This window comes from Streptomyces sp. NPDC047022 (assembly GCF_040644155.1).
In the GTDB taxonomy this organism is placed as follows: Bacteria; Actinomycetota; Actinomycetes; order Streptomycetales; family Streptomycetaceae; genus Streptomyces.
In genome coordinates, this window is sequence record NZ_JBEYVV010000012.1 from 1 (window position 1) to 24,553 (window position 24,553).

Annotated in this window: 22 protein-coding genes and 1 pseudogene; 9 read left to right on the plus strand and 14 right to left on the minus strand. The window is 72.1% G+C overall.

Translation table 11 applies throughout. The features are described from left to right. The first annotated feature begins 322 nt into the window (after nucleotides 1-322). Nucleotides 323-1,768, plus strand: a complete 1,446-nt coding sequence (locus tag ABZ845_RS15270) for a N,N-dimethylformamidase beta subunit family domain-containing protein (RefSeq protein ID WP_360979091.1) — start codon at nucleotides 323-325, stop codon at nucleotides 1,766-1,768. A gap of 14 nt (nucleotides 1,769-1,782) precedes the next feature. On the opposite strand, the gene ABZ845_RS15275 is transcribed toward ABZ845_RS15270, so the two are convergent. From ABZ845_RS15275 to ABZ845_RS15330, 12 genes are all read right to left on the minus strand, one after another. Continuing rightward, nucleotides 1,783-2,403 carry an SDR family oxidoreductase gene (locus ABZ845_RS15275; RefSeq protein WP_360978637.1) on the minus strand — a complete coding sequence of 207 codons (621 nt, stop codon included), beginning with the start codon at nucleotides 2,401-2,403 and terminating at the stop codon, nucleotides 1,783-1,785. Nucleotides 2,404-2,429: 26 nt separating this feature from the next. Continuing rightward, nucleotides 2,430-2,999 (minus strand): TetR/AcrR family transcriptional regulator, encoded by a 570-nt coding sequence (locus ABZ845_RS15280; RefSeq protein WP_360978640.1) that lies wholly within the window; start codon nucleotides 2,997-2,999, stop codon nucleotides 2,430-2,432. A 48-nt stretch (nucleotides 3,000-3,047) separates the two neighbouring features. Beyond that, nucleotides 3,048-3,755 carry a class I SAM-dependent methyltransferase gene (locus ABZ845_RS15285; protein ID WP_360978643.1) on the minus strand — a complete coding sequence of 236 codons (708 nt, stop codon included), beginning with the start codon at nucleotides 3,753-3,755 and terminating at the stop codon, nucleotides 3,048-3,050. A gap of 17 nt (nucleotides 3,756-3,772) precedes the next feature. Next, nucleotides 3,773-4,852, minus strand: coding sequence for a hydrogenase expression/formation protein HypE (gene hypE, locus ABZ845_RS15290; RefSeq protein WP_360978646.1), 1,080 nt, complete (start codon nucleotides 4,850-4,852; stop codon nucleotides 3,773-3,775). Next, on the minus strand, nucleotides 4,845-5,969 hold the full coding sequence (hypD, locus tag ABZ845_RS15295; RefSeq protein WP_360978649.1) for a hydrogenase formation protein HypD: 1,125 nt from the start codon (nucleotides 5,967-5,969) through the stop codon (nucleotides 4,845-4,847). The genes hypE and hypD overlap by 8 nt, the downstream gene beginning before the upstream one ends. Then, nucleotides 5,966-6,277: a HypC/HybG/HupF family hydrogenase formation chaperone gene (locus tag ABZ845_RS15300; RefSeq protein WP_360978652.1), complete on the minus strand. Its 312-nt coding sequence runs from the start codon at nucleotides 6,275-6,277 to the stop codon at nucleotides 5,966-5,968. Before ABZ845_RS15300 ends, hypD begins: the two co-directional genes overlap by 4 nt. 53 nt (nucleotides 6,278-6,330) lie before the next feature. After that, nucleotides 6,331-8,760, minus strand: coding sequence for a carbamoyltransferase HypF (gene hypF / locus ABZ845_RS15305; RefSeq protein WP_360978655.1), 2,430 nt, complete (start codon nucleotides 8,758-8,760; stop codon nucleotides 6,331-6,333). Further along, complete coding sequence (gene hypB / locus ABZ845_RS15310) at nucleotides 8,757-9,572, minus strand: hydrogenase nickel incorporation protein HypB (protein WP_360978658.1); 816 nt, start codon at nucleotides 9,570-9,572, stop codon at nucleotides 8,757-8,759. Before hypB ends, hypF begins: the two co-directional genes overlap by 4 nt. A gap of 3 nt (nucleotides 9,573-9,575) precedes the next feature. Beyond that, the gene (locus ABZ845_RS15315; RefSeq protein WP_360978661.1) at nucleotides 9,576-9,971 is read right to left on the minus strand and encodes a hydrogenase maturation nickel metallochaperone HypA; all 396 of its coding nucleotides are present in this window, start codon (nucleotides 9,969-9,971) and stop codon (nucleotides 9,576-9,578) included. Between the two features lie 154 nt (nucleotides 9,972-10,125). Further along, nucleotides 10,126-10,677: a hydrogenase maturation protease gene (locus ABZ845_RS15320; RefSeq protein WP_360978664.1), complete on the minus strand. Its 552-nt coding sequence runs from the start codon at nucleotides 10,675-10,677 to the stop codon at nucleotides 10,126-10,128. Next, on the minus strand, nucleotides 10,674-11,915 hold the full coding sequence (locus tag ABZ845_RS15325) for a hypothetical protein (RefSeq protein WP_360978668.1): 1,242 nt from the start codon (nucleotides 11,913-11,915) through the stop codon (nucleotides 10,674-10,676). The genes ABZ845_RS15320 and ABZ845_RS15325 overlap by 4 nt, the downstream gene beginning before the upstream one ends. Then, a complete protein-coding gene (locus ABZ845_RS15330) occupies nucleotides 11,912-13,738 on the minus strand; it encodes an enoyl-CoA hydratase-related protein (protein WP_360978671.1) in 1,827 nt (608 codons plus the stop codon). Before ABZ845_RS15330 ends, ABZ845_RS15325 begins: the two co-directional genes overlap by 4 nt. A gap of 211 nt (nucleotides 13,739-13,949) precedes the next feature. Here ABZ845_RS15330 and ABZ845_RS15335 point away from each other — a divergent pair, with 211 nt between their 5' ends. Both ABZ845_RS15335 and ABZ845_RS15340 read left to right on the plus strand, forming a co-directional pair. Continuing rightward, nucleotides 13,950-16,748, plus strand: coding sequence for a SpoIIE family protein phosphatase (locus ABZ845_RS15335; protein ID WP_360978674.1), 2,799 nt, complete (start codon nucleotides 13,950-13,952; stop codon nucleotides 16,746-16,748). 153 nt (nucleotides 16,749-16,901) lie between these two features. Then, nucleotides 16,902-17,762, plus strand: coding sequence for a chitosanase (locus ABZ845_RS15340; RefSeq protein ID WP_360978677.1), 861 nt, complete (start codon nucleotides 16,902-16,904; stop codon nucleotides 17,760-17,762). Here the strand turns inward: ABZ845_RS15340 and ABZ845_RS15345 are convergent. Beyond that, a complete protein-coding gene (locus ABZ845_RS15345) occupies nucleotides 17,747-17,953 on the minus strand; it encodes a hypothetical protein (protein ID WP_360978680.1) in 207 nt (68 codons plus the stop codon). The genes ABZ845_RS15340 and ABZ845_RS15345 overlap by 16 nt on opposite strands. Nucleotides 17,954-18,188: 235 nt before the next feature. Beyond that, nucleotides 18,189-18,647, minus strand: coding sequence for a phage holin family protein (locus ABZ845_RS15350; RefSeq protein ID WP_360978682.1), 459 nt, complete (start codon nucleotides 18,645-18,647; stop codon nucleotides 18,189-18,191). Between the two features lie 202 nt (nucleotides 18,648-18,849). Between ABZ845_RS15350 and ABZ845_RS15355 the strand changes: the two are divergent. The 6 genes and pseudogenes from ABZ845_RS15355 to ABZ845_RS15380 all read left to right on the plus strand — a co-directional run. Continuing rightward, a pseudogene (locus tag ABZ845_RS15355) lies at nucleotides 18,850-19,878 on the plus strand (hypothetical protein); the annotation flags it as partial. A 65-nt stretch (nucleotides 19,879-19,943) separates the two neighbouring features. Next, entirely contained in the window at nucleotides 19,944-20,489 is a 546-nt protein-coding gene (locus tag ABZ845_RS15360) for a hemerythrin domain-containing protein (RefSeq protein WP_360978685.1), read from the plus strand. Beyond that, nucleotides 20,486-21,574, plus strand: coding sequence for a hydrogenase expression protein HypE (locus ABZ845_RS15365; protein WP_360978688.1), 1,089 nt, complete (start codon nucleotides 20,486-20,488; stop codon nucleotides 21,572-21,574). Before ABZ845_RS15360 ends, ABZ845_RS15365 begins: the two co-directional genes overlap by 4 nt. Before the next feature lie 37 nt (nucleotides 21,575-21,611). After that, nucleotides 21,612-23,405 (plus strand): nickel-dependent hydrogenase large subunit, encoded by a 1,794-nt coding sequence (locus tag ABZ845_RS15370; protein WP_360978691.1) that lies wholly within the window; start codon nucleotides 21,612-21,614, stop codon nucleotides 23,403-23,405. Beyond that, nucleotides 23,398-23,964, plus strand: coding sequence for a NifU family protein (locus ABZ845_RS15375; protein ID WP_360978694.1), 567 nt, complete (start codon nucleotides 23,398-23,400; stop codon nucleotides 23,962-23,964). Before ABZ845_RS15370 ends, ABZ845_RS15375 begins: the two co-directional genes overlap by 8 nt. Then, on the plus strand, nucleotides 23,961-24,548 hold the full coding sequence (locus ABZ845_RS15380) for a DUF5947 family protein (protein ID WP_360978697.1): 588 nt from the start codon (nucleotides 23,961-23,963) through the stop codon (nucleotides 24,546-24,548). The genes ABZ845_RS15375 and ABZ845_RS15380 overlap by 4 nt, the downstream gene beginning before the upstream one ends. The last annotated feature ends 5 nt before the right edge of the window (nucleotides 24,549-24,553 follow it).

Consider the following 24,553-nt stretch of genomic DNA (forward strand, 5'->3'; position numbering starts at 1 on the left):
CCAGCGCCAAGTCGACTGGCACTTCACCACCGACGACGCACGCGTGAAACTGCGCCACCTCTACCCAACCACACGGCAAAATTAAGCCGCGACAACCTACTAGTGCCGTGGCAGGCAACGTTTGCCCGTCCCGGAGCGGGACATGCGTGGCCGTGCCAGGCTGGGCCGGGGGCGCGTCGGCCGGAGCGCGGGAGGCGATGTGGGACCCGACGAACGAGGTGAGCCGCGGCAGGGGCCCGCACGCACGCGGGGGCCGCGGCGCAGAAGCGTCCTGGAGGCGTGCGCGGGCCTGGGACTCGCCGCGGCCTCGGCCTGTGATGTCGTGCCCCGAGCGGGCGGCCACAAGGCCCGCGCCCAGCGCCCCGAGTCGGAACGGGACCGCCCCGGCACCCCCGACTGGCGTACCGGGCCTGAGGGTCCGCCCACCGCGATCGCCGGTTACGCCGACCGGGTGAGTGTGACGCCGGGTGAGGAATGCGGTCTGCATGTCTCCACGACCGCGTCCTCCTTCCGCGTGCTGGCCTTCCGCGTCGGCTGGTACGGCGGTGCCGAGGCCCGGCTCGTCTGGTCCTCCGGGCGCGTACCGGGCCGCGCGCAGCCCGCGCCGCGCCTTCTGCCGGACACCCGCACGGTGCGGGCGGACTGGCCACGGGCGCTCGCGTTCGGCACCGACGGCTGGCCGGAGGGCGCCTACCTGCTGCGGCTGGACGCGGACAACGGCCACCAGAGGTACGTCCCACTGATCGTGCGCTCCACCGACGGCAGCGGCCGTACGGTCCTGATGCACGCACCGGCCACCTGGCAGGCGTACAACCGGTGGGGCGGCTACAGCCTCTACAACGGCACGTCAGGGGCGTACGCCACCCGTTCCCTCGCCGTCAGCTTCGACCGGCCCTACGACGGCGACGGCACGCAGAAGTTCCTGGTGTACGAAAGGGCGGCGGTCGTCCTGGCCGAACGCCTCGGGATCCCCTTGGCGTACACCACGGGCACGGACGTCCACCGCGACCCGGGCGTGCTGCACGGCGCCGCCGCCGTGGTCGGCCTCGGCCACGACGAGTACTGGACCCCGCAGCAGCGGCGGCATGTCACCCGTGCCCGTGACGCGGGCACCAACGTCGCCTTCCTCGGGGCCAACACCTGCTTCCGCCGCGTCCGTCTCGAAGAGGGCGAGAGCCTGCCCGACCGCACCGTGGTCTGCTACAAGTCCTCGGTCCGGGCCGACCCCTGCTATGCCACGGATCCCGCGCTGGCGACCACCGACTTCCGTCAGGCTCCGGCGGCCGATCCCGAGTCCTCGCTCACGGGCGTGCTGTACGAGGGCTACCCCACGGACGCACCGTATGTCGTCCACACCGCGGACCACTGGCTGTACGAGGGAACGCGGGTACGGCCCGGTGACGGGTTCGATCACCTGGTCGGTGTCGAGTACGACCGCGTCACCGCGGGTGCGCCACTCCCCGGGCCCCTGCAGATCACGGCTCACTCGCCCCTGGTGTGCGACGGGCGGCGCAGCAACAGCGATTCGGCCTACTACACGGCCGCGAGCGGCGCGGGTGTCTTCGCGACCGGGACCATGCGCTGGGTGGAGGCGCTGATGGCGGGCACTCCCGACGGCGGCCGGGACCACGGCATGGACGCCCGCACCCGCGTCTTCGTCACCCGGACGACGGAGAACCTCCTGCGGGCCTTCGCCGAGGGCCCGGCGGCCCACCGCCGCCCGGCGCCGCGTCCGAACGTGGGCGAGGTGTACCGGGGCCGGGGATGAGGCGGCCGGTTCGCCTACTTCAACTGCTCGTAGAGCGCTTCCAGTTCGCCGGACAGTGCCGACTTGACCCGGCGCGTCACGTCGTCGACCAGCACCTCGTGCGCCCCCGTCTCGATGCCGTCGAGCGCCGCCGTCGCGACGTCCTGGGGCGTGGACTTCGGTGCGTCGAGGCCTACGGTCATGTCGGTGTCGACGTAGGCGACATGCAGGCCCGTGACCGCGATACCGCGCGGTCGCAGCTTCAGGCGCAGGGAGTTGGTCTGCGACCACAGGGCCGCCTTGGAGGCGCTGTAGGGGGTGCCGTCGGCCAGCCAGGACAGCGCGGAGTGGACGTTGAGGATGTGGCCGCCACCGGCCCGTTCGAGGACCGGCACGAAGGCGCGGGTGACCAGCAGCGGGCCATAGAAGTTGATCTCCAGGTCCCGGCGCACCTCGTCGAGCGGGGAGTCGAGGTAGGAGGCACGGCTCGCGGTGCCGGCGTTGTTGACCAGGATCGTGACGTCCCCGGCCCGCTCGGCCGCGGCGGCCACGGACGCGGGGTCGGTGACCTCCAGGGCCACGGGGACGGCGTCGGGGTGCGTCACCGTACGGGGGTCGCGGGCGGTGGCGTAGACCTTGTCGGTGTCCGGGGCCACACACCCTGGCGTGTGCTCTCGAAGGGTCAGCGCAGTCCGGCGGCGTCGAGAAGGGTGGTCACGGTCGGCATGAGCAGACCGGCCGGGGAGTCGGCCCGGACGCCCGCGCGGGCGCTGATCCCGTCGAAGATCAGGACCAGCTGCCGGGCCAGCAGTTCGGGGTCGTCCGCCCCGCCGCGCACGGCCTCACCGCGGAAGAAGGCCAGGAGCTCGCCCTTGGCCCGGCCCGCGGCCCGGCTCGCGGGGTGATCCGGGTCCTTCAGCTCGACCTGGACGGCGAGGAAGGGGCAGCCCCGGTATCCCGGCGCCGCCGCCTGCGCCTCCACCTGTTCGAAGACATGGAGCACCCGAGCGCGCGGCGAACGTCCGTCGTCCGCGCCGGGCAGTAGCTGCGCCGCGTAGCCGGGGGCGCGCTCCTTCAGGCTCGCGGCCAGCAGTTCGTCCTTGCTCTCGAAGAGCTGGTACATCGACCGCTTGGACACCCCGGCGGCCTTGCACAGCGCCTCGACGCCCACGCCGACGCCCTCGGTGTAGGCGAGCGCCGCCGCGGCTTCCAGCAGCCGGTCACGGGAACTCTGCTTCGCGTCGGTGGTCATACCGAGAGGCTAGCCCGTCACCGCCCAGCGGGAAACCGATCGGTTTATTCAGTTCATACGATGGTGAGGGGCTCCCACGCGCCCGGCCGCCGGGCGCGGCCGGGTCTGGGTGACCCGCCACAGCCGGCGCGGAAGCGCGCCCTCCTCGAAGGCCTTGACCTCGTCCAGTCGCCAGCCCTCGGCGAGCCCGTCGACCAGGGCACGGGAGAAGAAGTGCACCGCGAAGCCGCCGTGCTCCCAGATGTCGTCGCCGTGTGCCACACCGGCGCCGTGGTGCGCGTCGCCGGTGTGGCGCACCGTGTAGACGAAGGTGCCGCCGGGGCGCAGTACCCGCCGCACCTCGCCGACCACTGCGCGGATCTCCTCGGTGGACAGCGCCATGCACAGCAGCATGTGCGCGAAGGCCGCGTCCACGGAGCTGTCGGGCAGCGGCAGGGGCTCGCGCACGTCGTGCACCGTGGTGGTCACCCTCGCCCCGATGCCCTGCGCCCGGGCGGTGTCACGCAGCTGCTCCAGACCGGAGGGGCTGAAGTCCGTGGCCCGGACCGTGAATCCCTCGCGGGCGAAGTACAGCGCGTCGCGGCCGTGCCCGGCGCCGAGCTCCAGGACTTCCTCGGCGTCGGCCGACCGGAACAGCCGTGCCGCGTACACGGCGGGGGCGGACGGATCGAGCCCGTACATGCCGGGGTGATCGTCATACGTCGCCTGCCAGTGCCGCCGCTGCGCATCGGCCAGTTCGCGACCGTCCTCGGCCATCCTCGTCGACTCCCCGTTCAGCAGATTCTCGGCAGTTGCTCCCCGACCGGCAGGTCCACCACTCGGGTGCCGCCCAGGCCGGTGCGGGCCACCACCATGCCGGGGTGTTCCGCCACCGCCTCGCCGATGACCCTGGATTCCCTGCCCAGGGGGTGGGCCCGCATGGCGTCCAGGACGGCCTCGGCGTGCTCGCGCGGCACGAACGCCACCAGTTTGCCCTCGTTGGCGACGTACAGGGGGTCGAGGCCCAGTACGGCGCAGGCATTGGCGACCGCGTCCGGCACCGGGATCGCACGTTCGGTGAGGACGACCCCGCATCCGGAGGCGGTGGCGATCTCGTTGAGTGCCGCCGCGAGCCCGCCCCGAGTCGGGTCGCGCAGCACATGCAGGTCCGGGGTGACGGCGAGCATGGTGCCGACAAGGCCGCCGAGCGCCGCGCAGTCGCTCTCGATCTCCACGCCGAATTCCAGACCCTCGCGGACGCTCATGATGGCCACGCCGTGCACACCGACCGGGCCGCTGACGATCACCACATCGCCGGGGACGACCCGCTGCGGGCGCAGGTCCACGCCCTCGGGGATGAGCCCGATGCCGGCGGTGTTGATGTAGACGCCGTCGCCGTGCCCGGCCTCCACCACCTTGGTGTCGCCCGTCGCCACTTCGACTCCGGCGGTGCGCGCGGCCCTGCCGAGCGCGTCGGCGACCCGGGCGACCGTCGCCATCTCCACGCCCTCCTCCAGGATGAACCCGCAGGAGAGATAGGCGGCACGAGCGCCGCTCATCGCGAGGTCGTTGACGGTGCCGTTGACGGCGAGATCGCCGATGCTGCCGCCGGGGAAGAACAGCGGGCGCACGACGAACGAGTCGGTCGAGAAGGCCAGCCGCACGCCGCCCAGCGTCAGCGCGGCGGCATCACCGAGCTGGGCGAGCGCGTCCGAACCGTAGGCGGGCGCGAAGATGTGCTGGACCAGTTCGGCGGAGAGCGCCCCTCCCCCGCCATGGCCCATGACGACGCGGGACTGGTCGCGCAGCGGGGCCGGACAGGTCCAGGCCGCCGGGTCGACGGCCGGTGTGGTCAGGTCGACGGTGTCAGACAACGGGGCTCGCCTCCCGTGGGGCCGAGGTGATGTCCAGGCGCCGGTAGAGGTAGTACGCGGCGCACGCGCCCTCGCTGGAGACCATCGTGGCGCCGAGCGGGGTGCGGGGAGTGCACAGGGTGCCGAACGCCTCGCACTCGTGCGGCTTGAGCAGGCCCTGCAGGACCTCGCCGCTGCGGCAGGCGGCCGGTTCCCGGGTCTGGATGCCGTCGACCGAGAAGCGTTGCTCAGCGTCGAAGTCCCGGTACCTGGCGGACAGCCGCCAGCCGCTGTCCGGGATCACGCCGATACCGCGCCAGGCGCGGTCGGTGACCTCGAAGACGTCCTCCAGCATCGCCTTGGCGGCCGGGTTCCCCTCGGGGCGCACGGCGCGCGGGTAGGCGTTGTCGACGGTGTGCTCGCCGCGCTCCAGCTGGGACACGGTGCGGCGTACGCCTTCGAGGATGTCCAGCGGTTCGAACCCGGTCACGACGATCGGCACACCGAAGCGCTCCGCCAGCTCCGGATACTCTCCCGTGCCCATCACGCTGCACACATGGCCCGCGGCCAGGAAGCCCTGGACCCTGCACTGCGGGGACCGCATGATCGCCTCGATGGCGGGGGGCACCCGCACATGGGACACCAGCAGGCTGAAGTTCGGGATGCCCAGCTTGCGGGCCTGATACACCGTCATGGCGTTGGGCGGCGCGGTCGTCTCGAAACCGATGCCGAAGAACACCACCTCGCGGCCGGGGTTCTGCTGCGCGATCCGCAGGGCGTCGAGCGGCGAGTACACCACCCGCACGTCCCCGCCCTCGCCGCGCACCTGGAACAGATCCCGTCCGGTGCCCGGCACACGCAGCATGTCGCCGAACGAGCAGAAGATCACCTCCGGCCGGGAGGCGATCTCCAGCGCCTTGTCGATGACCTCCAGCGGGGTCACACACACCGGGCATCCGGGTCCGTGGATCAACTCGACCTGTTCGGGCAGCAGTTGGTCGATGCCATGGCGGATGATCGAATGGGTCTGTCCGCCGCAGACCTCCATCAGTGCCCAGGGCCTGGTCACCGTGGCATGGATCTCGTCCAGCAGCCGCCGCGCCAGGTCCGGGTCCTGGAACTCCTCGATGTACTTCACTTCCGTGCCTCCTCGCGCGCGGACGGGAGCGCCCCGCCCGCCTCCGCTGCCGCCGCCTCCCAGGGGTCGCCGAACTCCTCCTGGAGCATGCCGAGCTGCTCGAACAGCGCGAGTGTCTGCTTGGCCGACTCCTCGTCCAGTCGCTGCAGGGCGAAGCCGACGTGGACGATGGCGTACTCGCCGACCTGGATGTCGGGCAGGTACTCCAGGCACACCTCCTTGACCACACCGCCGAAGTCGACGGTGGCCATGCGGGTACCGTCGCGCTCCTCGATGTCCAGCACTCTGCCGGGTACCGCCAGGCACATGGGCCTCTCCTCGCTGTGGGTGGTGCGTAGCCCGGCGCTGCCGGGAAGGTCGGTCAGCCGGGTGCTTCGCCGGTTCGGGCGGCCACCACGAGCTGGCCCAGGGCCAGGCCTCCGTCGCCGGGTGGGACGAGGTGGTGGCGCAGCACCGTGAAGCCGTCGGCGCGCAGGGCTTTCGCGCAGGCCGAGGAGAGCAGGGAGTTGAGGAACACACCGCCGGTCAGGGCGACCGTGTCCACTCCCGTCCGTTCTCGCGCCAGCACGCAGATCCGGTGGACCAGGCCGGTGACGGCCCGATGGAAGCGGGCGGCGATCAGGGCGGGCTCCGCGCCCGACCGCAGGTCTTCGACGGCAGCCGCGAGGACGGGTGCGGGATCGGCCTGCACCGAACCGCCGCCCTCCTGTGGCTCCTTGAGGGCGAACCCGTACGACGCGGTGTCCCCGGCCGGTGCCCGCAGCGCGGCGGCCTCCAGCTCTACGGCGGCCTGGGCCTCGTATCCCGCCCGGTGGCACACTCCCGCGAGGGACGACACGGCGTCGAAGAGCCGGCCCATGCTGGAGGTGGGCACGCAGTTGAGGTCACGCTCCAGCTGCCTCTGCAGCACTCGGCGTTCGTCGGGCGGGCAGGCCCTCACGCAGGCCAGGTCGTCCGTCCAGCCGAGCCCCGCCGTCCGCAGATGAGCGAGCGCCATGCGGTACGGCCGGTGCACCGCGGCGTCGCCCCCCGGCAACGGCACATACGCGAGGTGCCCGAACCGGCTGAAGCCGTCGTAGTCGGCCAGCAGGAACTCTCCGCCCCATACGGCTCGGTCGTCGCCGTATCCCGTTCCGTCGAACGCGACGCCCAGCACGGGCCGGCTGCCGTCAAGTCCGTGTTCGGCCATGGCGGCGGCGATGTGCGCGTGGTGGTGCTGAACGCGGACGACGGGCCTGCCGTGCGCGTTGCGGACCGCCCAGCGAGCCGAGCGGTAGGCCGGATGCCGGTCGGCGGCAAGCAGTCCGGGGCGTACCGGGGTGACCGACTCCAGATGTGCCACGGCGCGTTCGAAGGCCCGCTGGGTGGCGAGGTCGTCCATGTCGCCGATGTGAGCGGACAGCCAGGCCCGGTCGCCCTCGCCGAGGCAGAACACGTTCTTCAGGTCGCCGCCGACCGCGAGGCACGGGCGCACGGGCACCGGAAGCGTGAGCGGCAGGGGAGCATACCCGCGGGCGCGGCGCACGATCAGCGGCTGCCCGTCGCACACCCTAACCACGGAGTCGTCGCAGGGCACATGGATGGGCCGGTCGTGTGTCAGCCAGGCGTCGGCCAGGTGTCCGAGGCGCACCAGCGCCTCCCCGTCGTCGGTGACGATCGGCTCGCCGGACACATTGCCGCTGGTCATGACGAGGAGGCGGGGGCCCTCGGGATCGCCGGGGAGCCCGAACAGCAGCTGGTGCACGGGGGTGTACGGCAGCATGACGCCGAGGTCCGGGCTGCCGGGCGCCACGGCTTCGGCCGGGCGCGGTGCCCCCGCCGGGGAAGGGGAGCCGTCGTCCGTGCGGCGGCGCAGCAGTACGACCGGACGTGTCGTGCCGGTGAGCAGGTCGCGCTCCTCGGGGGCGATCGTGACCAGGTGCTCGATGTCTGCCAGGCTTCCGGCCATCACGGCGAACGGTTTGTCCCCGCGGTCCTTGCGGCGGCGCAGGCGTGCGACGGCGGCGGCGTCGGTGGCGTCACAGGCCAGGTGGTAGCCGCCCAGCCCTTTGACCGCGACGACCGCGCCGCTCGCCAGCAGGGCCCGGGCCCCGGCCACCGGGTCGGCTTCCGCCGGGCACGGCGGGGCACCGCCGTCGTCCAGGTCATCCCGATCATTCCGGCCATCCGGGTCGTCCCGGCGGACGAGCAGGCGCAGCCTTGGTCCGCAGTCCGGGCAGGCCACCGGCTGGGCGTGGAAGCGGCGGTCGGCGGGATCGGCGTACTCCCGGGCGCAGTCGGGGCACATCGGGAAGCCGGCCATCGTGGTGGACGCCCGGTCGTAGGGCAGGCCGGTGACGATCGTGAAGCGCGGGCCGCAGTGCGTGCAGTTGACGAACGGATGGCGGTGGCGCCGGTCACCGGGGTCGGCGAGTTCGCGCAGGCACGCGTCGCAGGTGGCCGTGTCGGGCGGGATCAGGGTGCCGGCCGGTCCGTCGGTGCGGGAGGCGAGGATGGTGAACGCCGTGTCGCCGGTGGCGGGTACGTCCTGGTGGTGGACGGCATCCACGCGGGCCAGCGGAGGCGCGTCGGTGGCGATGCGGTCGCAGAACCGTGCGACGGCCTCGGGTGCGCCCTCGACCTCCGCGACGACGCCCTCCGGGGTGTTGGTCACATGTCCGCACAGGCCGAGCGCGGTGGCGAGGGTGTGGACGAACGGGCGGAAGCCGACGCCCTGCACCACACCCCTTACGGTGACCCTCCGGCGCAGTGAGGTGCGGACGGTGGCGGCCGTCGGCGGCGCACCGCTCACGAGCGGGTGTGCGCCATGACCCCGGTGCCGTCCGTGTGGTCGTGACCGTGGTCGCGGGCCTGGTCGTCGCTGTGGTCGTGGGCGTGGGTGTGCTCATGGCCCTGGCCGTGGGTGTGCTCGTGCGGCCGTCGCGCCATGACGGGCCTGTGCGGCGGGGCGCCGTCCGCCGCCGCCAGCGCCCGGTCGAGCAGGGCGCCGAGTCCCTGCTCGCGGCGGGCCGAGGTCAGCAGCACCTCCACCGAGGGATTGACCCGCTCGACGTTGGCGCGGAAGGCCGCCTCGTCGAACGCGACCGCCTCGGCGATGTCGGTCTTGGTGACGACCACCAGGTGCGCGAGACCGAAGGCGGTGGGGTACTTGAGCGGCTTGTCCTCGCCCTCGGTCACGGAGGCGAGCACGACGCGCAGCGTCTCCCCCAGGTCGTACGAGGCCGGGCAGACGAGATTGCCGACGTTCTCCACGAACAGCAGCCGGGTGCCGTCCGGCAGCCACCCGTCCAGGTGGCGGGTGAGCATCCCGGCCTCGAGGTGGCACAGTCCGTCGGTGTGGACCTGCTTGACCGGGACGCCCGAACGCCCCAGCCGCGCGGCGTCGTTCTCGGTGGCGAGGTCGGCGGTGAGGGCGGCGACCGGCACGGACCGCTCGCGCGCCAGCACCAGTTCGCGTTCCAGGAGGGCGGTCTTCCCGCTGCCGGGGCTGGAGAGGAGGTTGACGACGGTCGTGCCGCGCGCGGACAGCTCGGCGCGCAGGATGTCCGCGGCCCGGTCGTTCTTGGCGAGCACGGCCTGCTCGAGGTCCACGACTCGGCACATGGTTCAGCGCTCCTCGGGGGTAGGTTCGGGGGTGGCTCCGGGCGCGCGGCCGTCCTCCCAGCGCACGGCGACGATCTGCAGTTCGCGTCCCGCCAGCAGCTCGGTGCTCCCCCCGTCGCACAGCGGACAGCTCAGCAGGGGCGGCATGCCGACGGCCCATTCGTGCGCGCACGGTGCGCAGCGCGCCCGCCCCGGGACGACGTCCGTGATCAGTTCGGCACCCTCCAGCACGGTCCCGGCGCAGGCCAGTTCGAAGCTGAAGGACAGGGCGTCGGGTACGACGCCGGCCAGTTCACCGACCTGGAGCCGCACCGAACGCACCGCGGTGACGTCTCCGGCCCGCTCGGCCGCCTCTTCCACCTGGCCGATCACGGCCATCGCGATGGACATCTCGTGCATGGGTCTCCGTCCCGGCGAGACCCGGGACCCCGCCCCGAGGGGCAGGGCGTGCGTGCGCGGCCCGCCGTCGTCCATTAGAGGTGAGACGGCCCCGGGGCCCGGACCGGCACGCCGTCACCGGCCCTGCGCGTACGCCGTTCGCCGCATCCGGGGCTCACCCCGCCGTACGTGCGTCCTGCGTCAGGGTTCGCGGCGCGGCTGCACCGGGATCCTCGGCCCGCAGCATCTCCTCGATCAGCCGGACGGCCCCGGGTACGGCCTCGGCGACCCGTTGGCTCAGGCCGATGCGTTCCTGCACCGAGGCGGGCTCGCAGCCCACCACGAAGGTGCGCCGGGGCGGCGCCGCCCCTGTTCCCGCGCAGAGCGTGCCCAGCAGGGCGAGCACCACGTCAGGGGCCATCCGGTGCCCGTCGAGCGGTACGCCCGCGGTCGCGTCCCCGCCCGCGCCGTCGTGCTCGATGACGTACAGCGTGCCGGGTTCTCCGCCGCGCTCGGTGGCATCCACCAGGATCAGGGTGTCGTAGCCGTCGAGGAGCTGGTAGGCGAGGTGCACTCCCCGTACCCCGATGTCCACGGCCTCGACGTGCCCGGGCAGCGGGCGCGCGGTCAGCGCGCGTACGGTCTCCACGCCGAAGCCGTCGTCGCCGAGGAAGATGTTCCCGATGCCCGCGACGAGGGTCCTGCCGTTCTGAGGCGAGGGGGTCATGCGCCGTCCTCCAGCGGTGTGAGTTCGTCCGGCCGGAAGTAGAGGAAGGTTCCCTGGGCGCGGCGGATGTCGGCGCCCGGGTCGTCGTCGAGCGTCACCGCCAGGTGCACCGAGCCGTCGACGTCGTCCAGCACGGCCTCGACCGTCGCGGTGCGGCCCCGCAGGAAGAGGTCCTGCGCGTCGGTACGCCGCAGGCCGGGGTTGAGCCGTACCCGGCTTCCGGCGGTCAGGGTGCGCCCGTCCACGACGACCGGGCCGTACACCGCCGGGCCGGGGGCGGTACCGGCCGTCGGCTCCCGCCACTCGGGGGGCCCGGCGTCCGCCGTGGGAAGGGGTGCGGCCGTCTCGTGGGCCGCGCGGGGGCCGTCGGCGCCGAGGGCCGGGTGGTCGTCCAGGATGACGGGCGAGGACAGCATCACCTCCGCGCGTCCGGGTTCCCCGGCGAGTACGGGCCAGGTGTGCAGATTGCGGCAGGCGGCGACCGCCTCCCTCGCCCACTCGGGGGGTTCGGCCATCGACAGGAACGACCCGGCGCTCAGCCCCATCAGGAGGTGGGTGGCCACCAGGGAGCGGACGAGCGCGGCGTCCCGGTCGGAGGCCTGGCCCTCCCCGGGTGTCCAGGCGGTGGTGTTCTCCGCGACGGCGGTGAGCCGCAGCAGCCGGTACGGTCCCTCCAGCCTGCGTGCCGACAGCCGCAGTACGCCGCTGATCTCCTCGTACCGGTGGATCAGACGGCCGGCTTCCCGACCGCTGCCGTCGAGGACGGGTTCGCTCTCCTCCGACGCGGGCCGGTGGAAGGGAAGGGTGACGCCATCGCCGTCGGCGAGTTCGTCCACCGTCACGACCGCCTCTACGCGTTCTTCCACCCCTTCGTGCAGCGGGAGCAAGGTCCTTTCTTCCACGGTGAGTTCGGCGACGGTCTCGAAGGCGCCCTGACCGCGGGCGCGTTGGACCGTGCGCCGCCGGGCGCGCAGGAAGCGCAGCTCGACCGCCAGGACGGCGTCGGCCTTCGGCTCCATCAGGCATTCGGTGTGCTGGAAGTCGTACTCCTCCTCGCCCGCGTCCCAGGACGGCGGCACGAGCACTCCGGACTGCCGCCGCAGCCGGGTCCTGGGGGACGTCGGGGCGGACCTGCGGTACGGGTGCAGGGCGCTGCCCTCGAAGAGGACGGCGTCGGCCACCTGCCGGGCGAGGGCGAAGCGCGCCTCGGTCCGAGGGGCGAACGCGATGACGCTCACGGTGCGGTCCTTCCACTGGTCCGGGTCTCGGACCGGCCGGTCTCGGCCCCTGCCCCGCGCCCCGTGACGCGGGCGAGGTACGGGGGCGTGCACGACGGTCCCTCCTTGCGCGTGAATGCCCTTCGCAGGGCGTGGTAGGCGGCGGCCGGGTCCTGGAAGGTGCGGCGCATCTCGGCCAGCTCCCGTTCCCGGAAGGCGGACAGCGGCTCGACGGCCTCCTGCTGTTCCAGTTGCTCCTTCTTGGCCGCGATACGGGCCCTCGTTCCCGGCAGCGACGCCAGCCGGGCCGCCAGCCGGGCGACCTCCGCCGCGAAGTTCTGCGGCCCGCATCCGATCACCTGGTCGACCAGCCCGAGGTCCCGGGCACTCACGGCGCTCAACGGGAGGGCCTCGCTCATCAGGCGGTCCGCCGTCCGTGCGCCCACTCGGCGGGGCAGCGTGTACGTCCAGTACTCCGAGCCGTACAGGCCCATCAGCCGGTAGTGCGGGTTCAGCACGCAGCCGGCGCGGCACCAGACCTCGTCGGCGGCCAGGGCGAGCATGGCACCCCCGGCCGCCGCGTTGCCCGCGAGCGCCGCGACCACCAGCCGGTCCGTCGTCGTCAGGACCGCCTCGACCAGGTCGTCCATCGCGTTGATGTTCGCCCAGGACTCGGCCGCGGGGTCCTCGGCGGCCTCGATGACGCCGAGATGGATCCCGTTGGAGAAGAAGTCCCGGGGGCCGCCCAGGACGAGCACGGAGGTGGGGCGATCGCAGGCGTCCCGGTAGGCGTGGAGCAGTCGCTCGCACTGCTCGGTGCTCATCGCGCCGCCGGGGAAGGAGAACGACAGGAAGCCGACGCTGCCCTGCTCCCGGTACCGGATGTCCGTCCAGGTGCGCCACCGGGGTTCGGTGAGCGCGGGGAGCCGCGGCAGGGGCGGCAGCCGCTCGCCGAGGGCCGTCACGGCGGGGAGCTTGACGGGCCGCGGCTGTCCCGGACGGCGCCGCGGGCGCAGCTCGGGGATCCATACGGCGCCGTCGGCCGTCGCCCGGCAGACCGCGCCGTTGCGGGTGGCGAGCAGATCCCCCGGAGTGCCGCGCAGGACGTCCTCGGGGTGGCCGCCGTGCAGGTACCACTGCTCGCCGAGCAGGGTGTCCAGCACTCCGGGCTGCGAGTCGGCGGCGCGCAGCTTGGCCAGGACGGTGCCGGTCGTGTCGGCCCCCCAGTCGATCCGCCGGACGCTCTGGTCCAGGTAGGGGCGGGTGCGGGCGGTGTCCTGCGGCAGCGGGGTATGCGTTCCCGAGGCGAACCGCTCCACGGCGAGAAGGACGGCGGCCAGCGCGGCGTCGGCGATCTCGCCCCGGTACAGGTCGCTCTTGGGAACCGGTGGGAGCGGGCAGGCGACGGTCGCCCAGATGTCACCGGCGTCCATCTCCTCCCGTGCCTGCAGGACTGTCACTCCCCACCGGCCGGCGCCTTCCTGGACCGCCCAGTCCAAGGAGGACGGGCCCCGGTCCCCCACCGGACCCGGGTGGACGATGAAGCACGGGTACGCCGTCCACACCTCGCGGGGGATCGCCGCCTTCAGCATCGGCGCGAGGACGAGGTGCGGCGCGTGCCGCCGTACGGCCTCGGCCGGCGAGCCGTCCGGCGGGGCCGGTGTCCCGGCAGGCACCGTTCGCCCGTCGGGGAGCGGCGTCATGTGTGCCGGGCGTCGCGACGGGGCGAAGGCTGCCTGCCCGGGCACCAGTTCCACCGAGACGGTGTGGCCGCGGTCGCGCAGTTCGGCATGGACGCGCTGGGTGAGGCTGTTGAACGCGCTGGCCACGAGCAGGACATGCACGGCTGACTCCCGGCGGACTCACGGCGACGACGGTGCGGGCACCGTAGCCACACCCGGCGCGATCGCCGCGTACGCCCCGCCCGCGCATGGCATGGATTTGCCGCCGGGTCACCCGAAAGCGGGCGCTCGACTCCTCCGCGGCGAGCGGATCCGTGCATCACGCTATGTGACGCCCCTCGCCTCCCGGGGCGCAGCAGTGTAGACAAGGCACATGGTGCGGCCTCCACGTCGAACCGGTACCCGGTCGACCCTTCCCAGCGGTCAGCGCGCACCGCGTGCGCACGACTCACGACCCGCGCCCGAGAACGGCACGCGACAGGCTCGGCAGCGGCCCGGCGCCGGGCACGGCAAGGACGCGGGCCCGGCGAGGAGCCGACCGCTCGCGGAGCTGCGGTCGGCGCTGAGCGGGCGCAGTGTCGCCGGGCAGGTCTTCTTCCTGCAGGTGTTCATCGTGCTGCTGCTGGTGGTCGCCGCGGTGCTGGCGCTGTTCCTCCAGGTGGGGCACGACACCACACAGGAGGCCCGCAACCGCTCCCTCGCCGTCGCCGAGACGTTCGCCTACGCCCCGGGCACGCGGCAGGCGCTGAGCAGCCCTGATCCCACCGCGGTGCTGCAACCGCGAACGGAGGCCGCGCGCAAGACGGCGAAGGTCGATTTCATCGTCGTGATGAACACCAAGGGGATCCGCTACACGCATCCCAAGCCGGACCGCATCGGCAAGAAGTTCGTGGGCACCATCCAGCCGGCGCTGAACGGCGGTGTGGTGATCGAGGAGATCAATGGGACCATCGGCCGGCTGGTGCAGGCCGTGGTGCCCGTCAAGGCGCCCGACGGCACGGTCGTGGGCCTTGTCTCGGCGGGTATCACCACCGCGCACGTGGGAGGCGCCACGGACCGGCAGATGCCGCTCGTGGTGGGCGCCGCCGCCGCGGCACTGGCCCTGGCGACGGCCGGGACGGCGCTGGTCAGCAGGCGGCTGCTGCGTCTGACCCATGGCCTGGGACCGGGCGAGATGACCCGCATGTACGAACACCACGACGCGGTCCTGCACTCGGTACGGGAGGGAGTGATCATCGTCAGCGGCGACGGCCATCTGCTGCTCGCCAACGACGAGGCGCAGCGCCTGCTCGACCTGCCGCCCGACGCCGAGCGGCGGCATGTGACCGACCTCGGCCTCGCCCCGGACACCGCCGCGCTGCTGGCCTCCGGGCGCGTCGCCACGGACGAGGTGCACCGGGTCGGGGACCGCCTGCTGGCGGTGAACCAGCGGCCCACCGACCTGGAGGGGGGACCGCCCGGCCATGTCGCCACTCTCCGCGACTCGACCGAGCTGCGCGCCCTGTCCGGCAAGGCCGAGGAGGCACGGGAGCGCCTCACCCTGCTCTACGACGCCGGGGTGGGCATCGGGACGAGCCTGGATGTGACTCGTACCGCCGAGGAACTGGCGGGGCTGGCCGTGCCGCGGTTCTCGGACTTCGTCACCGTGGACCTGTTCGAGGGCGTTCTGAACGGCGAGGAGCCGGATCCGGGTACCGGGCTGCGCCGCACGGCGTCCAGCGGGATCCGCGATGACGCGCCGCTCTACCCGGTGGGCGAGCGGATCCGCTTCGTGGAGACCACGCCGCAGGCGCACAGCATGGGCAGCGGCACGGCGGTCATCGCGCCCCGCCTCGGCGACGACTCCGGCTGGCTGGCCCAGGATCTCGACCGCACCACGCGGGTCGTGGAGTACGGCATCCACTCGCTGATCACCGTGCCCGTGCGGGCGGGGTCCCTGGTGCTGGGCGTGGTCAACTTCTGGCGGTCCGAGAAGCCAGAGCCGTTCGACGAGGAGGAGCTCGCTCTCGCCGAGGAACTGGTGGCCCGCGCAGCCGTGTCCATCGACAACGCGCGCCGTTACACGCGCGAGCACGGCATGGCGGTGACGCTTCAGCGCAGCCTGCTGCCGCGCCAGCTGCCCGAGCAGAGCGCCCTGGACATCGCCTACCGCTATCTCCCGGCCCAGTCCGGTGTGGGCGGCGACTGGTTCGACGTCCTGCCGCTGTCCGGGGCGCGGGTGGCGCTGGTGGTGGGCGATGTCGTGGGCCACGGGCTGCACGCCGCGGCGACCATGGGGCGGCTGCGCACGGCGGTGCACAACTTCTCCGCGCTCGACCTGCCGCCCGACGGGGTGCTCGGTCTGCTGGACGAACTGGTCGCCCGTATCGACCAGGACGAGACGCCCGACGGCTCCAGCGCCCCCGTCACGGGCGCGACCTGTCTGTACGCGATCTACGATCCGGTCTCCCGGCGCTGCACCGTCTCGCGCGCGGGCCATCCGCCGCCCGCCGTGGTCCGGCCCGACGGGACCGTGGACTGGCCCGATGTTCCGGCCGGTCCCCCGCTGGGCCTTGGAGGGCTTCCGTTCGAGACGACCGACCTGGAGCTGCCCGAGGGCAGCCGGCTCGTGCTGTACACGGACGGCCTGGTCGAGAACCGCGACCGGGACATCGACACGGGGCTCAGACTGTTGAGCCAGGCCCTGTCCGTGGCCGGCCCCTCACCCGAGGACACCTGCCGGGCCGTCCTGGACGCCCAGCTGCCGCACCGGTCGATCGACGACATCGCCCTGCTCGTCGCGCGCACGCGGGCACTGGACGCGGACCGGATCATCGAGTGGGAGGTCCCGTCGGATCCCGCGGCCGTCGGCGAGGTGCGGGCCAAGGTGGAGCGGCAGTTGGCGGAGTGGGGGCTCGACGATCTGGCGTTCACCACGGAGTTGATCCTCAGTGAGCTGGTCACCAACGCGATCCGCTACGGCAGTGCGCCGGTCCGGGTACGGATGCTGCGCGACCGGGGCCTGATCTGCGAGGTCTTCGACTCCAGCAGCACCTCGCCCCATCTGCGCTATGCGGCCATGACCGACGAGGGCGGCCGGGGACTGTTCCTCGTGGCCCAGATGGCCGACCGCTGGGGGACCCGTTACACCCCGACGGGAAAGGTGATCTGGGCCGAACAGCCGCTGCCCTGATCGCCCGAAGGGACGCCGGGCGGCTCATGTGAAAAACGTGCCGACGGACGGGTACCGATCACTCGCGCGTTCTGATAGTAAACCTTCCTATCAGTAGGTGGGTTGCGCCTCGGTGCGCCAACCCACCGGCCCCCCACGTCACTTGGAGTCCCTGTGGTGCAACCGACCCCGGACGCGGCACAACCCGGCCGCGCCTCACGCCGTACGCTCCTGGCCCTGCTCGGCGCCTCCCTGGTGGCCGTCCCCCTGCTCGACGCCCCGCGCGTCCTTGCCGCACAGCCGTCCGCGCGGCCGTCCGCCAAGGCGACCGGACTCGACGACCCGGCGAAGAAGGAGATCGCCATGGAACTGGTGTCGAGCGCGGAGAACTCCTCGCTCGACTGGAAGGCCCAGTACAAGTACATCGAGGACATCGGTGACGGGCGCGGCTACACCGCCGGCATCATCGGATTCTGTTCCGGCACCGGCGACATGCTCGACCTCGTCCAGCTCTACACCGACCGTGAACCCGGCAACGTCCTCGCCAAGTACCTGCCCGCACTGCGCAGGGTGAACGGCTCCGACTCCCACTCGGGGCTCGACCCCGACTTCCCCAAGGACTGGCGCAAGGCGGCCCAGGACAAGGTCTTCCAGCAGGCGCAGAACGACGAGCGCGACCGGGTCTACTTCAATCCGGCCGTCAAGCAGGGCAAGGCGGACGGGCTCGGTGTCCTGGGGCAGTTCGCCTACTACGACGCCATCGTCATGCACGGCGACGGAGACGACCCGACCAGCTTCAGCAGCATCCGGCGGCGCGCCCTGCGCAAGGCCAAGCCACCGGCCCAGGGCGGGGGCGAGGTGGCGTACCTCAACGCCTTCCTCGACGCACGCGTGTGGGCCATGAAGCAGGAGGAGGCCCACAGCGACACCACCCGGGTCGACACCGAGCAGCGCGTCTTCCTGCGCAAGGGCAACCTGAACCTCGATACCCCGCTGGACTGGAAGGTGTACGGGGACAGCTACCACATCGGCTGACGGTCCGGGCGCGGCGGAGGGGACCCGGACGACGCCACGGAGGCGAAGGCCAGGAGGAACAGGTCCCAGGCGCTCGCGTCACCGACCGACGGGCTCCCGCCGCGCACCGCTCCCGCGCGGCGGGACGCCGTTTCGGTGGCCGCGGCGCCACGGGGGGCCGGTCCGGCGGAGTCGAACGATGCCGTTTCCACGGGCACCCCTCCTTCCGTACGCGCCCGGAATGGCGCCGACGGCCGCATGGAGCGCGGGCATGGCGCCGCCCGGCGGAGCCCGCTCGGTAGTAACCCGGCCTCGGCTCGCGCCCGCAGCCTGCCACTCCGGCGGCGCGGACACGCTCCGGCCCCCGCGTACGCGCCGCGGCGGCGGCCACGCGTTCACCCGGATGGCGGCACGACCCCGGGCCCGGCCCGATCCGAACGAGAAGCCCTAGCCCGGGCGGTCCTCCGCGCCGGTTTCCGTACGGTCCATCCCCGTGCGAGCGGACCTTCCCGCGTCGTCCGCGTGGTCGAAGCCGTCCTCCGGCGCTCCGGTCGCCGCGCACAGGCGCTCGCGGGCCGCCAGGGCCAGTGTCACCGCGCCCGTGGCGTACATCCCGCCCAGCAGGGCCGGTGCCCGGGCCCCCGGCAGCACCGTCTCCAGGGATCGCAGCAGGGTCTCGTGCGCCGACAACAGCGCGAGCACCCCGCACACCCCGGCGGCGCCCAGCAGGACGCCACCCGCCCCGATCCTCCGCAGCGCCGCCCTGGCCTCGCTCTCCAGCACGAGCAGCTCGTGCCGTGCCATCTGCGCCGTGTCCCGTGCGAGGCGGGCAGCCGCGTCGTCTCCCAGGCCCTTGTCGTCCCCTCGGCCCCTGTCGTCCGACGAGCCGTCGCCCTGGATGCGCATCGCCGCCGCCTCCGTCTCGTACGGGAGTCCCTTCCCGCAGTACCCCCTCCGACGCGCCCATCACCCATACGCCCCCAATGCGAGCCCTTCCCAAGAAAAGGTGTGATCGTTGTAAACCACTGCAATGCAGACAGTCGGTGAGTGAGGAGCGACGGTGAGCGACCCTGACCCGCAGTCCGGGAGCGCGCGGCGGACCGGCGCCCTGTTCGAGGCTGTCTGCGCGGTGGCCGACGCCATCCTCTACGAGGGGTACCTGCTCTACCCGTACCGGAGGTCGTCGCCCAAGAACCGGGTGCGCTGGCAGTTCGGCATCCTCGCCCCGCGAGCCTGGGCCGAGGCGCACGGCCCGGTGGCGGCGAGCATCTCGGGATCCGTCGAGTCGTGGCAGCAGCAGACCGAGTGCGTGCTCCGGGCGGAACCCGGCGCCGTGGTCCAGGTGCGCGTGCGCTATCTCCAGACGCAGCACCGGGGCGTGGAGCGCAGGGACGAGCAGGGCCGCCACACCCCGGTGGACTGCCTGGAGACGGCGGGCGCGTTCCAGCTGGCCTTCGACGAGGCGGTGCCGCGCGAGGCCGACTTCATCGCTCCACTCGACGAACTTCTGGCTGGGGAACGAGAGTTCACGTTCGGCGCTCCCGGCGGCGAGGAGACCGAGGAGCTGCCGGGCGGCGCAGGACGTCTGGTGCGCCGCCGCCGTCCGGTCGAGGCACGCACCCTCCTGCGCGCGGAGCGGCTGCCCGGTCCGGGTCCGCTCTACCGGCTGCGGGTGCGCACGGAGAACCGCGGCGGGTCGACACCGCCCGAGACCCGGCGCGACGAGGCCCTGCGCCACGCCCTGATCGCCGCACACACCTTCATCGGCGGCGAGGGGCTCGCCTTCTTCTCATCCCTCGACCCGCCGGAGGAAGCCGCGGCGCACGTAGGGGAATGCCGCAATCTGCACACCTTCCCGGTGCTGGCCGGCGAGGAGGGGACGGACCGGCTCGTCCTGTCGTCCCCGATCATCCTTCCCGACCATCCGCAGGTGGCCCCCGAGAGCCCCGGCGACCTGCACGACGCGGCGGAGATCGACGAGATCCTGACCCTGCGGACGCTCGTGCTCACCGACGACGAGAAGCGTGAGGCGCGCGCCACCGACCCGAGGGCCGCGCTGATCCTGGACCGGGTGGAGACCATGCCCCCGGAGGTGCTCGCCCGGCTGCACGGAGCCATCCGCTCCCTCGCTCCCGCCGGGGCGGGGCACGAGGCCGCCGCACTCGATGAACGGGCGCCCAAGGTGCCCGACCGGGAAGTGTCATGGACGCCATCGAACTGCTGATGCACGACCACCGTGTGGTCGAGCAGCTCTTCCGTGACTACCGCACGGCGGCGTCCGGGGCGCAACAGCGGGCCGTGATCGAGACCCTGGTCCTTGAACTGGCCGAGCACGGGGCCCTCGAGGAATTCATGATCTACCCGCTGGCCGAGCGGGTGCTCCCGGGCGGGGAGCGGGAGATCCACGCATGTCTGGCCGAGCACAGGGAAGCCAAGAAGACCCTTCTGGCCCTGGACAAGCTCTCGGAGGGGGACGAGCGCGCGGGCCCACTCGTCGAGCGGCTGCGCCAGGAGATCGAGGAGCATGTGCGCGGCGAGGAGGGCAGTCTGCTGCCCAGACTGCGCGCCGCGGTCTCCCAGAAGGATCTGGACGAACTGGGGCAGCTCCTGCAGCAGGCCAAGCAGACCGCCCCGACCAGACCGCATCCGCACGCACCCGTCGAGCCGCCCGCGTCGGCGGACACCGGGACCGTGGCCGGGGCCTACGACCGACTCCGGGACCGACTGCAAGGGAGGCCGAGCACATGACGAAGGCGACGAAGGCCGCAAAGCACGCCAGCAAGGCGGAGAAGACGGAGAAGAAGGGCGGGTTCGACGAGATCCATATCCTCTGGATCTCCGAGGGCATGAGCTGCGACGGCGACACCGTCTCGATGACGGCGGCCAGTCAGCCCGCGATCGAGGACGTCGTCCTCGGGCTCGTACCCGGCCTGCCGAAGGTGAACCTGCACAACAAGGTGCTCTCCCCCACGCTGGGCGGCGAGGAGTACCTCGCGCCGTTCCGCGCTGCGGCACGCGGTGAGCTGAAGCCGTTCATCCTGGTCATCGAGGGGTCGGTCCCCAACCAGAACATCATCCAGGGCGAGGGTTACTGGACGTCGTTCGGCAACGACCTGGAGACCGGTGAGCCGCTCACCCTCAACTGGTGGATCGACCACCTGACGCCCCACGCCTGGGCGGTGGTCGCCGCCGGCACCTGCGCCACCTACGGCGGTATCCACGCGATGGCGGGCAATCCGACGGGCTCCATGGGCCTGGCCGACTATCTGGGCTGGGAGTTCCGCTCGCAGGGCGGACTGCCCATCGTCAACGTGCCCGGCTGCCCGATCCAGCCGGACAACTTCATGGAGACCCTGACCTGGGTGCTGTACCACGCGGCCGGTTCGGCGCCGCCCCCTCCGCTGGACCACATGCTGCGCCCGCAGTGGCTGTTCGGGAAGACGGTGCACGAGGGGTGCGACCGTGCCGCGTACTACGAGCAGGCCGACTTCGCCAAGGACTACAACTCGCCCAAGTGCCAGGTGAGGGTGGGCTGCTGGGGCCCGGTCGTCAACTGCAACGTGCCCAAGCGCGGCTGGATGTCGGGCCTCGGCGGCTGCCCGAACGTCGGCGGGATCTGCATCGGCTGCACGATGCCGGGATTCCCGGACGCCTTCATGCCGTTCATGGACGAGCCGACGGGCGCCACCTTCTCGTCGTCCCTGATCCGGCCGTACGGCGCCGTGATCCGGCGGCTGCGCGGCATCACCAACATGGCAGTCAACCGCGAACCCCGGTGGCGCCACGACAAGGCCGAGCTGACCACCGGTTACGACGCGCACTGGCGCGCCTGAGACCGGACGAGCGAAAGAGAGCGAGGAAGACACGGACATGACGGCAACCGAGGCGCGGGGCGCGGGGCGCAAGCCCGCGCAGATCGTGGACATGTCCTGGGACCCGATCACCCGGATCGTGGGCAATCTCGGCATCTACACGAAGATCGACTTCGCGAACCGGGAGGTGGTGGAGTGCCACAGCACTTCCTCGCTGTTCCGGGGCTACTCCGTGTTCATGAGGGGCAAGGACCCGCGTGACGCGGGCTTCATCACCTCGCGTATCTGCGGCATCTGCGGTGACAACCACACCACGTGCTCCAACTACGCCCAGCAGATGGCCTATGGGATCAAGCCTCCGATGCTCGCCGACACCATCGTCAACCTGGGCGAGGCGGCCGAGTACATCTTCGACCACACGATCTTCCAGGACAACCTGGTCTTCGTGGACTTCTGCGAGGCCATGGTCAAGTCCACCAACCCCTCGGTCCTGGCCCGGGCCGAGCGCACCGAGGCACCCAACGCCCGCATCCACGGCTTCAAGACCATCGCCGACATCATGCGCGCCTTCAACCCGTTCGAGGGCGAGGTGTACAAGGAGGCGCTGAAGGTCAGCCGGATCACCCGGGAGATGTTCTGCCTGATGGAGGGGCGCCACGTCCATCCGTCCACGCTGTATCCGGGGGGCGTGGGCACGATGCCGGAGCCGACCACGTTCACCGATTACCTCTCCCGGCTGGTGCGGGTGCTCGACTTCGTGAAGAAGGCCGTCGTGATGAACGACGACGTCTTCGACTTCTTCTACGAGGCGCTGCCCGGGTACGAGGAGGTCGGCAAGCGCCGTATCCTGCTGGGCTGTTGGGGTGCCTGGCAGAACCCTGACGTGTGCGACTACCGCTACGACACGATGAGCGAGTGGGGCAAGGCGATGTACGTCACCCCCGGCGTCGTCGTGGACGGCCGGATCGTCACCAACGACCTCGTGGACATCAACCTCGGAATCCGGGTCCTGCTGGGCAGTTCGTACTACGAGGACTGGGTGAACGAGCAGCCCTTCGTGACCCATGACCCGCTGGGCAACCCCGTGGACATGCGCCACCCGTGGAACCAGACGACGGTCCCGATGCCGCAGAAGCGTGACTTCGACGGCAACTACAGCTGGGTGATGAGCCCCCGCTGGTACGACAAGAAGAGCGGCGACCATCTCGCGCTGGACACCGGCGGCGGTCCTCTGGCCCGCCTGTGGTCGACGGCGCTCAGCGGCATGGTCGACACCCCGTATGTGAAGTCGACCGGTCACAGTGTGCAGATCTCGCTGCCCAAGAGCGAGCAGCTGCCGGAGATGACGCTCGAGTGGAAGATCCCGCAGTGGAGCAACACGATCGAGCGCGACCGGGCCAGGCCGTACTTCGTCGCCTACGCCGCCGCGATGGCGTTCTACTTCCTGGAGCGGGCGATGGGCTTCGTCCGGGCGGGCGAGACCAAGGTCTTCGAGAACTACGAGGTGCCGGACGAGGCGATCGGCTGCGGCTTCCACGAAGCGGTGCGCGGTGTCCTCTCCCACCACCTGGTGATCAAGGACCAGAAGATCGCGAACTACCACCCCTACCCGCCGACGCCGTGGAACGGCAGCCCCAGGGACATGTACGGGACACCCGGACCGTACGAGGACGCCGTCCAGGGACAGCCGATCTTCGAGGAGAACGGGCCCGACGACTTCAGGGGCGTCGACATCATGCGCACCGTCCGCAGCTTCGACCCCTGTCTGCCCTGCGGCGTGCACATGTACCTCGGCAAGGGCAACACGCTGACCAAGCTGCACTCGCCCACGTACGGAGCGGCTCATGCCTGAGACCGCCCGGCCCGAGACCGTCCGGCTCGACGAGACGACGGTCGCGGAGCGGCTGTCGCGCCTCGATCTGCTCCTCGAGCAGATCGAGGGCGCTCCCGGCCCCATGACCGGCGCGGCCATCGAGGCGGTGCAGGTGCTCGCCGCTGTGTACGGGGAGGCTCTGGCGCGGGTGCTGGAGGCCGCCGACGTGTCCCTGGTGGAGCGGATGACCGACGACCTGCTCGTCGGCCATCTGCTGGTGCTCCACGGCATCCATCCCGAGCCACCGGAGCGCCGTGCGGCCCGCGCCGTCGAAGGTCTGCGGCCCTCGGTCCAGGAGCGCGGCGGGGATGTCGAGCTGACGGGCGTGGAGGCGGGTGTGGCCCGTGTCAGGCTCGCCGCCAAGGGGTGCGGCTCCTCCTCGGCGGACCTGGAGGAGGCGGTCCGCGAGGCCGTGCTCGCCCTGGCCCCCGAGCTCTCCGGCGTCGAACGGGAGCCGGGGGGTGAGGAGCGGCGCAGCGCCTTCGTGCCACTGGACTCGCTCACCCTGCGGCCGGCCCCGGCCGGGGAGCCGGCATGACCTCCGGCGCGCTGGCCCGGGTCATCCGCGGCGCCGCGGACCGGCGGCCGGATGCGGAGCCGTGCGACCTGTGCGGGGCCGGGACCACCGCGGACCACCGGCATTTGTTCGACGTCGGCCGCCAGGAGCTGCTGTGCGTGTGCCGGCCCTGCTCCCTGCTCTTCGTCGAGGCCGGGGCCAGTGAGGGCCGGTACCGGCTGGTGCCGATGCGCCGGGTGCGCCTGCCTCCGGTCCGTACGCAGGCGCTGGGCGTACCGGTGGGGCTAGCCTTTTTCGTACGGCGCGCGGACGGCACGGTGTCCGCGCACTACCCGAGCCCCGCGGGAGCCACCCGCTGGGAGGCGGACGCGGGTGCATGGGACGACGTCGTCGCCGACTGCCCGCCGCTGGCCACCCTCGAACCGGACGTGGAGGCGCTGCTGGTGAACACCGCCTTCTCCGCGAACCAGCACTGGATCACCCCCATCGACGACTGCTACCGCATCGTCGCGCTCGTACGACGGGAATGGCGGGGCCTGTCCGGCGGCAGCCGGGTGTGGCCCGCGGTCGACCAGTTCTTCGCGGAGCTGACCGAACATCCGTAGACCGG